We start from the raw sequence: 13,314 nt of genomic DNA on the forward strand, positions 1-13,314 counted from the left end.
AAACGGCCCGGAACGTGTTCCGGGCCGTTACAGGGTGTTGCTTGGAGCGGTGACGGGCCTGAAGGTTCGGTTGCCTGGTCTGGCCCTTTCGCGGGTGAACCCGCTCCTACGGGGATGTCACAGCCTTTGAAAACTGTGCCGCACGTTGTAGGAGCGGGTTTACCCGCGAAGAGGCCATCACAGGCTACAGACGCCCGCCCTGCCCCACGCAATCCTTACTTCAGTACAGCCAGCGCCGCGTCGTAGTTCGGCTCGTCAGCAATTTCGCCAACCAGTTCGCTGTGCAGCACCTTGTCGTTCTCGTCCAGCACCACCACGGCGCGGGCGGCCAGGCCGGCCAGCGGGCCGTCGGCAATGGCTACGCCGTAGTTTTCGAGGAACTCGCGGCCACGCAGGGTCGACAGGTTCTTCACATTGTCCAGCCCTTCGGCACCGCAGAAACGTGCCTGGGCGAACGGCAGGTCAGCCGAGATGCACAGCACCACGGTGTTGGCAACGTCGTTGGCCTGGGCGTTGAACTTGCGCACCGAGGTGGCGCAGGTCGGGGTATCGACGCTTGGGAAGATATTCAGCACCTTGCGCTTGCCGGCGTAGTCTTTCAGCGACTTGTCAGCCAGGCCTTCACCTACCAGGGAGAAAGCCGGAGCCTGGGCGCCGGCCTGTGGCAGGTTGCCGTTTACCTGGACCGGGTTGCCTTTGAGAGTCACTTGAGCCATGACGAAATCCTTATGCGGGGTTTGAAAAGGACACTGAGTTAAGCATGAAGGCAGCCGGGTGCCTATGGGGGGCAGGTGAAATTGTTCCATTGCCGGACGAATTTTGTGGACAAAAAATGCCGATAGCCGCGGTTACGGCCAGTTGCCTCACAGTTCACGACCGCCCATCCACACCTCCCACTCCGAGTGCGGAGCACAGTGAGCTAATTGATATGGGCGGTACAACGCTGCTCCCAAAATCGCTGTGAGGTTTGTGGCAGAGGCTTTACGACGCAGTTGGATTGGCACCTCGTGACTATAAGGGTAACAAATCCTACAACTTCATCGGAAGTTTCGCTACAAAGTTTGCCTTGTACATCTTCAAAGTGACGCTAACATCAGACAAGTCGCAATACCGCGACGCATAAATGGAGATTCAAATATGAAAACCATCAAGATGGAGTCTACAAAACTGGCCAACCTGGCCCTTCTGGTCAAAAAGAGCCAGTAAGCCTTAACCGATGAATGCTGAAGCGCAGTGCCGGCCTGCGCTTTAGCCAAAGGAGGAAAAATGGTAAGCAGAGACTGTTTTTTTATCGCCAAGGATAACGCTCTGATCTGCTGGGACTTCAACAATCACAAGCAGTATGAACTTTCAGCCGAGCACGCAGAAAAACTGATATCGATCATTTACGGCCACCCCTGCAATGACCCAACTGATCCCACAATCAAAGATCTAAAGCGCTGCGAGATAATCACTGACCGCACAACGGATGAAAACGCTTGGGGATGGGACATTCTCTCTAGAATCTTTCATATTGGAACCAAAAACATACCGCTAGACGATCAACCAACCAGTACGCATCAATGGGCCAACCAATACCTGGAACATTGCAATGAAGTATTGAGTGAAATACCTCCTGCCGCCGCCGATGAGCCAACAGCAGGCATCCAACTGCCAACCACAAGCAACGCCAGTGAGTTCGATAAAATTCTCGGGCGGCGGGCAACCGTGAGAAACTTTCATCGCTCATTAATTCCAATAGCTGAACTAGGGCAAATTTTACACCACACGCTAGGCTTTATTGACTCTCGAGCCCTGGATCATGAAGAAGGAGGGATTGAGCAATTCAACAAGCGGCGTTGCAGCCCATCAGCAGGAGGATTGAATGCCACCGAAGGCTATGTATACATAGCGAATGTCGAAGGTATAGCGCCAGGAATTTACCGGTATGACCCTCACATGCATCAGTTATACTGGCGTAATCCGCTGCCTCCAAGATTGGGTGACTTGCTCTCTGGACAACATTTCGCCAACGATATACCAGTGGGATTATTCCTTACCTCCAGATTCGATAAATTGTGGTGGAAGTACGAACATTCGCGTGCTTATCGGATGGCACTGATCGAGATAGGCCATGTGGCACAGACCTTTCAGCTGGCTGCTACCGCCTGCGGAATGAATACCTGGCTAACTGGCGCATTGAATGAGTGCTTGATTGAACCACTGCTGAACCCTATAAACGCGAATGAGCAGGTCCTTTTCTTTGTCGGCTGTGGCTACAGTGATGGGTCCGCCATTCCCGACTGCCTAAAGTCCATCTTGAAAAAAACCGAGGCGAGCTGACATATGAACAAGTTAGCCAACCGCAGTATAACCTTGTTTCGGAATTGGCACTCCTCCAGCGCTGTCCGTTCGCGACCCTACGCTTATCAATTCACAAAAGCGGATTTCGCTCAGACAGACCCCGGTTTATGGTTCCCCATCGCACTCAGTCCAGCACTGGCTCATGATGCAATAAAATCCCTTCCCAAAAAAGAATTGCTGATCGCACATGCATCTCATCTAGTATATTTTATGGACTATACCACAGCACTAGAGATGACGCATGTCAATGAGGCTGTACGTTGCATTGTAACTGGAAGCCTGAAGAAATACTTTGAGAACAAAGAGCGCCGCATCGCTTTAAAAATATACGCGGATGAAGCGTATCACGCATTATTTTCAAAAGAGATTGCAGATCACGTAGCACAGCATTTCAACTTAGTACGCATCAGGCCCGCTCGCCTAGATAGGCTAGATCGTGTTATAGATAAAAGCCCTCCAGCGTTCGAATGTTTAACCCGCTTCTGCATCGGATTTGTGTCAGAAACCTTGATCACTCACGAACTCCTTAAGTTATCTAGCGAGGCGCTCGTTGGCCCAGTGACGAACATGCTAAGGGATCACTTGCATGATGAAGGCCGCCATGCAGTCTTCTTTTCCGAGTGTTTCGTCAGCTTGTGGCGAAATATTTCCAAGATGGAGAAGGACTATGTGGCTCAAATTTTACCTGAGGTGCTCATAGCTTTCTGCCAGCCCGACCTATCATGCTTGCGAATGCTACTCAGAAACCGACCAGACCTAGAAGACGAAATTTCTGCTTATGTGGAGGCAAACTGGACGATCCGAATGATCGAGATTTGCGGGCCGACACTTCGAGCAATTCAGCACACTGATTTGCTGGATGATGAAGGCTATTTCTTGCAATTCCAATCGGCGGGGTTGATAGCATGAACCGCCCCACTGGTTCGCTTCGGCGCCACCTGTGCTCGACGTTGCTGATTTTGTTATGTCTGCTGGGTGTATTTCCTCTGGACGTGATCCTCCCATCATTCCCGGCGCTCTCAGATGAGTTTCGGGTCAACACAAAACAGATTGCGTACTCAGTGAGCTTTTTTGCTGTTGGTGTGGCCATGGCGCAAATCGTGATCGGCCCGCTGTCAGATGGCATCGGGCGCAAGCGTTTGTTGCTCGCTGGGTTGAGCGTATCCATTGTGGGGGCGCTCGGTTGCGTATTTTCAACCCAATATGAAACGTTCATGGCCTTTCGCTTGGTGCAGGCCCTGGGTTGCGGCAGCCTCGTGCTAGGCCAGGCGCTTGTGCAGGACCTCTACAGCGGTACACAACGCAATGCCATGCGCATCCTGTTAACAAGCGCGAGCGGGTTGTTCATCTCACTGTCACCGCTGGCAGGTGCTTTTCTTCAACAGTCGTTTGGCTGGAAGGCAAGCTTTACGGTATTCGTGATCATCGCTGCAATCGTTTCACTTTTATCGTATGTGCTGCTTCATGACACACCTGCGGCGCGCGACCGAGCGCCCAGTATGTCCAGTTATCGGGTGATGCTGCGAGACACGGACTATCTCGCGCATTCCATGCTGTCCAGCCTCGCCTTTGCCTGCCATTTTTCCTTTATCGTCATAGCGCCCTTGCTGCTGATGGGCAGGCTGGAGCTGACGGCCTATCAATTCTCTATGGTCTTTATCGGCTATGGGTTGGCATACATCGTCGGCGGCATGGCTGCGACCTACTTGAACAGTCGCGTAAGCCCGCAAGCTCAAATAAAAGCAGGCTTGCTGCTTATAAGTACTGCGGGCATCACCCTTTTGATGTGGGAATGGGTGGCAGATTTATCTGTGCTGGGGGTTCTACTGCCGATGATTGTCTGTACCACCGGGACAACCCTGGTACGCCCCGCCGCAACGACCCAGGCTTTGGCGCGCTATCCACGTCAGGCAGGTGCGGCAGCGTCGCTCAATACGACGTTGCTGTTCGCCGGTGCCGGTTTGACGAGCAGTGTGGTCGCAGGCTTCGAAAGCGCGCTACCGGCAGGCTTGGGCGTGCTGTTCGTGGTGGCCAGCCTGTGCGGGTGGTGGCTGCTTGCATGCACCAAGGACGATGGAATGCAACGCTGCTGAAACTTTGATCAGGCAAAAAAATGCCCGGGTGACGACAAGCGCCCCGGGCATTCTTGAATGAAACGGGTGAATCAGCTTACAAGGCCGTACACCACAGAGGTCAGCGCAACCAGGCCGACCACAACGACGAACACGTTGGAGGCCGCACCGCTGTACTTGCGCATCGATGGCACACGGCGAATGGCGTACATCGGCATGAGGAACAACAGCACCGCGAGAATCGGGCCGCCGAGCGACTCGATCATGCCGAGAATGCTCGGATTGAGCGTGGCAACGATCCAGCACACCACCAGCATCAGCGCGGCAACTACGCGGTCCAGGGCCTTGGCGCCCGGGCGCGCGCCGGTCTTGGCGATGATGCCCTTCAGGCCTTCGCTGGCACCGATATAGTGGCCGAGGAACGACTTGGCGATGGCCACGAAGGCGATCAACGGCGCAGCGAACGCGATGGTCGGGTTGCTGAAGTGGTTGGCCAGGTACGACAGGATCGACAGGTTCTGTGCCTTGGCTTCGGCCAGCTGGGCGCTGCTCAGGGTGAGCACGCAGCTGAACACGAAGAACAACACCATCACCACCATCAGCAGGTGGGCACGACGCAGGATCTGGCCGCTGCGCTCGTCGGCGTGCTCGCCGTAACGGCGCTTCTGGTCGACGGCAAAGGCCGAAATGATCGGCGAATGGTTGAACGAGAACACCATCACGGGTATGGCCAGCCACAGGGTGTGCAGGAAGGCCGAGGCCGGCGGCACCTGAGTGGCGCTGTCGAGAATGCCACCGGTCCAGTGCGGCACCAGGTACAGGCCCAGCAACGCCAGAGCAACGATGAACGGGTAGACCAGCAGGCTCATGACCTTGACCGTGGCCTGCTCCCCGCAGCGCACAATGGCCAGCAGGCCGAGAATCAGCACGAATGACAGGATTGCCCGTGGCGGCGGCTGCATGTGCAGCTGGTGCTCCATGAAGCTGGACACGGTGTTGGTCAGCGCCACGCTGTAGATAAGCAGGATCGGGAAGATGGCGAAGAAGTACAGCACGGTGATCGAGGCACCGGCGGTGATGCCGAAATGCTCCTTGACCACTTCGGTGATGTCGCTGCCATCGCGCCCGGAAAGGACGAAACGGGTCAGCCCGCGATGGGCGAAATAGGTCATCGGGAAGGCCAGCACGGCCAGGATCAGCAGCGGCCAGAAGCCGCCAAGGCCCGCGTTGATCGGCAGGAACAGTGTCCCGGCGCCGATGGCTGTGCCGAACAGGCCCAGCATCCAGGTAGTGTCTTGACGCGCCCAGGTGCCTAGGGTGGCGGGGGTCGATTCTGCAAAGCGTTGTTCAACGCTTGGGGCCTGCTCATTCATTCCGGTGAAGCTCCACTCGCAAGACTGCAACAGGCTGAGAATGGCGAAATAGACCTTTCGCCCAACTCAACCGGAAAAGAGGGGCGCGATTGTGCACGGAAAGGTTGCACTTGCGAAGCCCTTTTCCGAGGAGCGGTTGCACTTGTCTTTACAAGCGGGTTATACCAACAGGCTGCGGGGGGGGCTGGCAGGTGTTGGCCGTGGTTCTTTCGGCGCCTGTGAAATCGAGCGCCGCCCGGGCGGCGCATCGCGAGCTGCGCTCGCTCCTACGTTTGTTTCGGGCCAGTTATTTCTGTGGGATTTGCGCGCGTACGCCTTGGCGCATGGCTCGATATCGCGTCGTACAAGCAAGGGGGTCGCGCGCGCCTGTCACAAGCCTCACTGGCCCGAAACAAACGTAGGAGCGAGCGCAGCTCGCGATGCGCCGCCCGGGCGGCGCTCGATTTCACAGGCGATGCAAATGCCACGCCCAACACCTACCAGCCCCACCCCGGCGAACTGACTGACGTTACGCTACGCCCCCTTTCGCGACGCAAGGCCGCTTCCACAGAGGGGCCGCGCAGGCCTTTGGTGGTGTTACTTCTGAACGGCAGCGAACGCTTCGGCAACCCGCTGCAGGTTGGCCGGGCGCAGGCCGGACATGCACACACGGCCGCTGTCGATCAGGTAAACGCCGAACTCGTCACGCAGGCGACGTACCTGCTCGACGCTGAAGCCGGTGTAGCTGAACATGCCGCGCTGGCGCAGGAAAAACTGGAAGTCCTGGCCCGGCAGCAGCACGGCCAGGGCATCGACCAGCGCCTGGCGCATGTCAAGGATACGCTTGCGCATCACTTCGACTTCTTCGGCCCACTGGGCATTCAGGCCAGCATCGCTCAGTACGCCGGCAACCAGCTGGGCGCCGAAGTTGGGCGGGCTGGAGTAGTTGCGGCGCACGGTGGCCTTCAGCTGGCCAAGCACGCTCTGGGCAGTGGCCTCGTCATCGCACACCACCGACAGGCCGCCCACCCGCTCACCATACAGCGAGAAGATTTTCGAGAAGGAGTTGCTGACCAGGCACGGCACGCCGGCACGGGCCATTTCGCGGATAGCGTAGGCGTCTTCTACCAGGCCTTCGGCGAAGCCCTGGTAAGCGATGTCGAGGAATGGGATCAGCTGGCGCGCCTTGACCACTTCGACCACTTGTTGCCACTGGTGCTGCTCCAGATCGGCACCGGTAGGGTTGTGGCAGCATGGGTGCAGCAGCACCACGCTGTTGGCCGGCAGGCTTTGCAAGGTGGCCAGCATGCCGTCGAAGTCCACGCCACGGGTGGCCTGGTCGAAGTACGGGTAGGTGTGCACCTTGAAGCCCGCACCTTCGAAGATGGCGCGGTGGTTGTCCCAGGTCGGGTTGCTGACCCAGACTTCGGACTGCGGGAAGTAGCGCTTGAGGAAGTCGGCACCGACCTTCAGGGCGCCGGAGCCACCCACGGTCTGTACGGTGGCCACACGGCCGCCGGTCACGGCCGGGTGATCGGCACCGAACAGCAGCGCCTGAATGGCTTGGCGGTAGCTGGCCAGGCCTTCCATCGGCAGGTACAGGGAGGCTTCGTGGTCCTGACCGGCAATGCGTTTTTCCACCGCATCCACCGCCGCCAGTTGCGGCACCACGCCGGCCTCATCGTAGTACAGGCCAATACTCAGGTTGACCTTGTCGGCGCGCGGGTCGGCCTTGAAGGTTTCCATCAACGAGAGGATCGGGTCGCCGGCATAGGCATCGACATGTTTGAACACAGCGTGCAGCTCCTTGGATCAGGACGGTACGGAAAGTCAGCCCTGAGCATACCCGGAGAGCGGGCTCAGGAACATCCACTATTGTGCAAGGTTGTCTATGCAACATTGCATGGCCGGGGATGAGTGCTGGATTCTTCGCGGGTAACCCGCGAAAGGGCCGGCTCAGCCAAGCAGCTCTTTCAGGCCTTGCAACTCCTGCTCGGTCACCGCCACTCCCTCCTCCTCGGCCACCTCGCGCTCACGATAGCGGCGCTCACCCGGCATGCGGGTCAGCCCGACTGCCTGCATCTGCTCCACCAGTTCGCGGCTGCGCTGGGCAAAGCGCTCGCCCTCGGCCTTGCCCGGGTCGATGACGATGATCAACTGCCCGGTCCATGGCGTTTTCGCCCCCGGATGCCCGGACCAATCGAACTCCCAGGAGAAATGACCGCCGGTCAGCGCTGCCGCCAGCAACTCGACCATCATCGATAACGCCGAGCCCTTGTGCCCGCCAAATGGCAGCAAGGCCCCGCCTTCCAGAATCGCCTTTGGGTCGGTGGTCGGCTGGCCATCGGCGTCCACCCCCATGCCCTCCGGCAATTGCTGGCCGGCACGCGCAGCAATTTGCACATCGCCATGGGCCATGGCACTGGTGGCCATGTCGAATACGATCGGATCATGCTCGGCGCAAGGCGCAGCAAAAGCGATGGGGTTGGTACCGAACAGTGGCTTGCGCGCACCATGCGGCACCACGCAGGTCATGCTGTTGACCACGCTGAGGGCTACCAGGCCCTCTTCGGCGAACGGCTCTACATCCGGCCACAACGCAGCGAAGTGGTGCGAGTTGTGGATCGCCAGCACGGCAATGCCTGCGTTGCGCGCCTTCGCCACCAACAGCTCACGGGCCGCCGCCAGTGCCGGCTGGGCAAAACCGCCCGCAGCATCGACACGCACATACCCGGCGGCCACGTCGCTGACCTGTGGCGCGGCCTGGCCATCGACCCAGCCGCTGGCCAAGGTCGAGACATAACCGGGCATGCGGAACACCCCATGGCTATGGGCGCCATCACGCTGGGCGCTGGCGCAGTTGTGGGCCAGCACCCGGGCCACGGCCTCGCTGCACCCATGGCGCTGGAAAATGGCCTGCAACAGGCTTTGCAGCTCGGTAAACGGCATGCGCACAACGGTGCTGGTGGAAGGTGCGGACATCTGAAGCTCCTTGTTGATTTTGGAATGGCTACAGCGTTGCAACGACAAAAACTTTCCTTCATGTGACAGCAATCTGTCAAATATTGACTTGATGACAGAAAACATTCATTTTCTTCCCAAGCCTCACCCCTGGAGCCGCAGCATGAGCCAAATGATCAAGCAACGCCTGGAAAACAGCCTCGAAGGGGCCGCTGCCTCCGGTCGCAAGATCGCCACCTACATGCTTGCCAACCTGCACGAACTGCCGTTCCAGACCTCGGCCAGCATTGCCGCCAAGCTGGGCGTCAGCGAATCCAGCGTCGGGCGCTACTGTCGCTCACTGGGTTATGCCCACCTCAAGGCGCTTAAGCAAGACCTGCAGAACGATCTGGGCGATGGCCCGTGGTTGGTAGGTGATCGCCTGCAAGATTACCGCCAGAACCAGGACGCCAGCGACAACGCCGGCAGCCTGGAACTGGAAATCGCCGCCCTGGTGCGCGTACACGAGTACCGCCAGAGCCCGGCCTGGCACAACGTGGCGCAACGCCTGGCAAGCAAACCGCGGGTGTTCATCGCCGGCTTCCAGACCGAGCGTGGCATCGCCATGTGCATGAGCCACCTGCTGCAATACCTGCGCGATAGCGTGCAACTGGTCGACATCAGCGCCGGGCACTTCGGTGAGGTGTTGCTGGGCCGTGCCGAAGACAGCGCCCTGGTGGTGTTCGAGGCGCGCCGTTATTCCCGCCATGCCCTGATGCTGTGCCAGAAGGCGCGCGAGGCTGGCATTGCGGTCACCTTGGTGACCGACACTTTCTGTGACTGGGCGGATGCCAATGCCGACGAGGTGTTCCGCATCCCCACCGAGTTCAACCTGTTCTGGGAATCCACCTCGACGATGCTGTCGTGGGTGCATCTGATGGTCAACGAGGTCTGCAAGAAGCTCGGACCGGATGTTGAAAAACGCTTGGAAGCAACTGCCGCTCTACATAACGAATTCGTCGGCTACACCTCGTGGTCGACGGGCAAACAACAATAGCAAGAGTGCAATGAGGTGCGAGATGAACAAGTCCATGGCCTTGGTGGGTGCGTGCGCCCTGCTGCTGGCGGGTGCCGCCAGCGCCGAAACCCTGCGGTTCGCCACCGAGGGTGCCTACCCGCCCTTCAACTATGTAGACGCCGATAACAAGCTGCATGGCTTCGATATCGACATCACCCACGCCCTGTGCGAGCAGATGAAAGTCGAATGCACGCTGGTGGCCCAGGACTGGGAAGGCATCATCCCCGCCCTGATGGCGCGCAAGTATGACGCCGTGGTGGCGTCGATGATCGACACCGAAGAGCGACGCAAGAAGATCGCCTTCACCGACCACTACTACCGCACGCCACTGACCGTAGCGGTTGCCAAGGACAGCAAGATCGACAGCGCCCAGACCGACTTTGTCGGCTACACCGTCGGTGCGCAGTCTTCGTCCACCCAGGCCATCTACGCCGAAGACGTGTATGGCAAGGCCGGTGCCGACGTAAAACTGTACCCGACCATGGACGAAGCCAACGCAGACCTGGCGGCCGGCCGCCTGGACGGTGTGATTGCCGACAAATTCCCGCTGCACGAGTGGATGAACAAGAACGGCGGGGATTGCTGCAAAATCCTTGGCGACGTGGCCGACACCAAAGCCGATGCCGCCATCGCTGTGCGCAAGGACGACGAAGCCCTGCGCCAGCGCCTGAATACCGCGCTGCAACAGATCGTGGCCAACGGTACCTATCAGAAAATCGCCAGCAAATATTTCGCTTTCGATATCTATAACTGACCACTGGCCTTGCGCCTCACCCTTGCAGGCGCGGGCTTGCCCGCGCCTGCAAGGGTGAGCGCCCCTCCAAGTTAGGGGTTCGTCATGCTCGATCAATTGTCCTTGCTGTCTTTCGCCAGCGGAGGCTGGGGCCAGGCGTTGCTGGCCGGCGCGCTGGTTACCGTTTCCCTGGCCCTGGCCTGCCTGCCCATCGGCCTGCCACTGGGCCTGGTGGTCGCGCTGGCGGCGCGCTCACGCAAACGCCTGCCACGGGCCTGGGCCACCACCTTTTCTACCGTGTTCCGCGGCCTGCCCGAGCTACTGACGTTGCTGATCATCTATTACGGCTGCCAGATCGCCGCACAGAAGATCCTCGCCGCCATGGGTTATCAAGGTGAGTTCATCATCAACACCTTCCTCGCCGCGATGATCGCCTTCAGCCTGGTGTTCGCCGCGTTTTCCAGCGAGATCTGGCTGGCCGCCTTCAAGACCCTGCCCAAGGGCCAACTGGAAGCCTGCTCGGCGCTTGGCCTGAGCAAGCGCACCGGTTTCTTCAAGGTGCTGCTGCCGCAACTGACCCGCATCGCCCTGCCCGGTTTGTCCAACAATTGGCTGTCGCTGCTCAAGGACACCTCGCTGGTGTCGACCATCTCGCTGGTCGACCTGATGCGCCAGACCAACCTGGCGGTCAGCGTAACCAAGGAGCCGATGTTCTTCTACGGCGTCGCCTGCCTGGGCTACCTGCTGTTCGCGGCACTGTCCGGGCGCGTATTCGCCTACATCGAACGGCGCAGCAACCGCCACCTGCAAGGAGCACGCGCATGAGCTTCGATCAACTGCTGGCAATGGTGCTCGACCCCGACCTGCTGGAGCGCTACGGCCCACGCTTCATCGACGGCCTGCTGGTAACCGCCAAGCTGGTGGCGATTTCCTTCAGCCTGGGCGCTGTGCTCGGCCTTCTGCTGGCCCTTGCACGCATGTCTCACAGCCTGTTGCTGCAGCGCATGGCTGCCGGCTACGTGTACTTCTTCCGCGGCTCGCCGCTGCTGGCGCAATTGTTCCTGCTGTATTACGGCCTGGGTTCGCTCAAGGGCTTCTGGCAGGACGTCGGCCTGTGGTGGTTCTTCCGCGAAGCGTGGTTCTGCACCTTGCTGGCGTTCACTCTGAACACCGCCGCCTATCAGGCCGAGATTTTCCGCGGCAGCCTGATGGCGGTTGCGCCTGGCCAGCATGAAGCGGCTCGGGCGCTGAACCTGAAACGCTCGACCACCTTCTTCAAGGTGATATTGCCACAGTCGCTGCTGGTGGCCATTGGCCCGCTGGGCAACGAACTGATCCTGATGATCAAGGCCAGCGCGATCGCCTCGCTGGTGACGATCTACGACCTGATGGGCGTGACCAAACTGGCCTTCTCGCGCAGTTTCGACTTCCAGATCTACCTGTGGGCCGCCGTGCTCTACCTGGTGATCGTCGAACTGGTGCGGCGCCTGTTGAAACACCTGGAAGCCCGCCTGGGCCGCCACCTGAACTGACCGAAGGATACGTTTCATGCATTGCCAGACCCTTGTCCTTGGCGCCGGCATTGTCGGCGTCAGCACCGCGCTGCACCTGCAGGCACGCGGGCGCCAGGTAATTCTGATCGACCGCGACGAACCGGGCAGCGGCACCAGCCATGGCAACGCCGGGCTGATCGAGCGCTCCAGTGTCATCCCCTATGCCTTTCCACGGCAATTGAGCGCACTGCTGCGCTACGGCCTGAACCGCCAGCCCGATGTGCGCTACAGCCTGGCGCACCTGCCCAAGGCCGCACCGTGGCTGTGGCGCTACTGGCGCCAGTCGGCACCCGGGCGTCTGGCTGGGGCCGCCGCCGATATGCTGCCGCTGGTGCAGCGCTGTGTCGAAGAGCATGACGCGCTGATCGCTGCTGCCGGCCTGGAAAGTCTGGTGCAAGCCAAAGGCTGGATCGAAGTGTTCCGCGACCCAGCGCTGTTCGAGCAGGCAAAAACCGATGCCAAGGGCCTGAGCCGCTATGGCTTGCAATTCGAAATCCTCGAATGCGGGCAACTGCAGGCTCGTGAGCACCAACTGGACGCCACCGTGGTCGGTGGCATTCACTGGCTCGACCCGAAAACCGTGAACAACCCCGGCGCGCTCACCCGTGGCTATGCGGCGCTGTTCCTGCAACGCGGCGGGCAGTTTGTGCATGGCGATGCGCGCAGCCTGCGCCAGGCCAATGGCCAATGGCGGGTAGAGAGCCGTCGCGGCCCGATCACTGCCGACGAAGTGGTGGCCTGCCTCGGTCCACAGTCGGCCGACCTGTTCAGCGGCCTGGGCTACCAGATCCCGCTGGCAATCAAGCGGGGCTACCACATGCACTACAGCACCCGTGACGGCGCTCAGCTGGAGCACTCGATCTGCGACACCCAAGGCGGCTATGTTCTGGCGCCGATGGCGCGCGGTGTGCGCCTGACCACCGGCATCGAGTTCGACGCAGCCAGTGCGCCCGGCAACCAGATTCAACTGGGCCGCTGCGAGGCCTTGGCGCGCAAGCTGTTCCCGGCCCTCGGCGAGCGCCTGGACGACACGCCTTGGCTGGGCCGCCGCCCCTGCCTGCCCGACATGCGCCCGGTGATCGGGCCGGCGCCGCGCCACCCAGGGCTGTGGTTCAACTTCGGCCATGCCCATCACGGTCTCACACTGGGCCCGGTCTGCGGCCGGCTGCTGGCCGAGCTGCTCACTGGCGAGCCCCCCTTCACCGACCCCGCGCCTTACAGCGCGACCCGTTTCGACTGAACC

General features: G+C 59.8%; 12 protein-coding genes. 8 read left to right on the top strand and 4 right to left on the bottom strand.

Features of this window, described 5'->3' with window-relative positions; translation table 11 throughout:
- Positions 1-215 precede the first annotated feature (215 nt).
- A complete protein-coding gene (locus GST84_15600; GenBank protein XGB13677.1) occupies positions 216-716 on the bottom strand; it encodes a thiol peroxidase in 501 nt (166 codons plus the stop codon).
- A gap of 550 nt (positions 717-1,266) precedes the next feature.
- Between GST84_15600 and GST84_15605 the strand changes: the two genes are divergently transcribed.
- Genes GST84_15605 through GST84_15615 form a run of 3 tightly spaced genes read left to right on the top strand, consistent with a single transcriptional unit; the run spans position 1,267 to position 4,436 of the window.
- Entirely contained in the window at positions 1,267-2,322 is a 1,056-nt protein-coding gene (locus GST84_15605; GenBank protein ID XGB13678.1) for a SagB/ThcOx family dehydrogenase, read from the top strand.
- A gap of 3 nt (positions 2,323-2,325) precedes the next feature.
- A complete protein-coding gene (locus GST84_15610) occupies positions 2,326-3,252 on the top strand; it encodes a diiron oxygenase (GenBank protein XGB13679.1) in 927 nt (308 codons plus the stop codon).
- Complete coding sequence (locus GST84_15615; GenBank protein XGB13680.1) at positions 3,249-4,436, top strand: Bcr/CflA family efflux MFS transporter; 1,188 nt, start codon at positions 3,249-3,251, stop codon at positions 4,434-4,436. Before GST84_15610 ends, GST84_15615 begins: the two co-directional genes overlap by 4 nt.
- Positions 4,437-4,507: 71 nt before the next feature.
- Here GST84_15615 and GST84_15620 read toward each other — a convergent pair whose 3' ends face one another.
- The 3 genes from GST84_15620 to GST84_15630 all read right to left on the bottom strand — a co-directional run bounded on the left by GST84_15620 (position 4,508) and on the right by GST84_15630 (position 8,749).
- On the bottom strand, positions 4,508-5,788 hold the full coding sequence (locus GST84_15620; protein XGB13681.1) for an HAAAP family serine/threonine permease: 1,281 nt from the start codon (positions 5,786-5,788) through the stop codon (positions 4,508-4,510).
- A 576-nt stretch (positions 5,789-6,364) separates the two neighbouring features.
- Positions 6,365-7,561: an aminotransferase class I/II-fold pyridoxal phosphate-dependent enzyme gene (locus tag GST84_15625; GenBank protein ID XGB13682.1), complete on the bottom strand. Its 1,197-nt coding sequence runs from the start codon at positions 7,559-7,561 to the stop codon at positions 6,365-6,367.
- A 162-nt stretch (positions 7,562-7,723) separates the two neighbouring features.
- Complete coding sequence (locus GST84_15630) at positions 7,724-8,749, bottom strand: Ldh family oxidoreductase (GenBank protein XGB13683.1); 1,026 nt, start codon at positions 8,747-8,749, stop codon at positions 7,724-7,726.
- Positions 8,750-8,891: 142 nt separating this feature from the next.
- On the opposite strand from GST84_15630, the gene GST84_15635 reads away from it, so the two are divergent.
- The 5 genes from GST84_15635 (at position 8,892) to GST84_15655 (ending at position 13,311) form a co-directional block, all read left to right on the top strand.
- Positions 8,892-9,764, top strand: a complete 873-nt coding sequence (locus GST84_15635) for an SIS domain-containing protein (protein ID XGB13684.1) — start codon at positions 8,892-8,894, stop codon at positions 9,762-9,764.
- Between the two features lie 22 nt (positions 9,765-9,786).
- Positions 9,787-10,539, top strand: a complete 753-nt coding sequence (locus tag GST84_15640; GenBank protein XGB13685.1) for a transporter substrate-binding domain-containing protein — start codon at positions 9,787-9,789, stop codon at positions 10,537-10,539.
- A gap of 84 nt (positions 10,540-10,623) precedes the next feature.
- Complete coding sequence (locus tag GST84_15645; protein XGB13686.1) at positions 10,624-11,343, top strand: ABC transporter permease subunit; 720 nt, start codon at positions 10,624-10,626, stop codon at positions 11,341-11,343.
- On the top strand, positions 11,340-12,050 hold the full coding sequence (locus tag GST84_15650) for an ABC transporter permease subunit (protein XGB13687.1): 711 nt from the start codon (positions 11,340-11,342) through the stop codon (positions 12,048-12,050). The genes GST84_15645 and GST84_15650 overlap by 4 nt, the downstream gene beginning before the upstream one ends.
- Positions 12,051-12,066: 16 nt before the next feature.
- Positions 12,067-13,311 carry an FAD-dependent oxidoreductase gene (locus tag GST84_15655; protein ID XGB13688.1) on the top strand — a complete coding sequence of 415 codons (1,245 nt, stop codon included), beginning with the start codon at positions 12,067-12,069 and terminating at the stop codon, positions 13,309-13,311.
- Positions 13,312-13,314: the final 3 nt, after the last annotated feature.

This window comes from Pseudomonas putida (assembly GCA_041879295.1).
In the GTDB taxonomy this organism is placed as follows: Bacteria; Pseudomonadota; Gammaproteobacteria; order Pseudomonadales; family Pseudomonadaceae; genus Aquipseudomonas; species Aquipseudomonas putida_Y.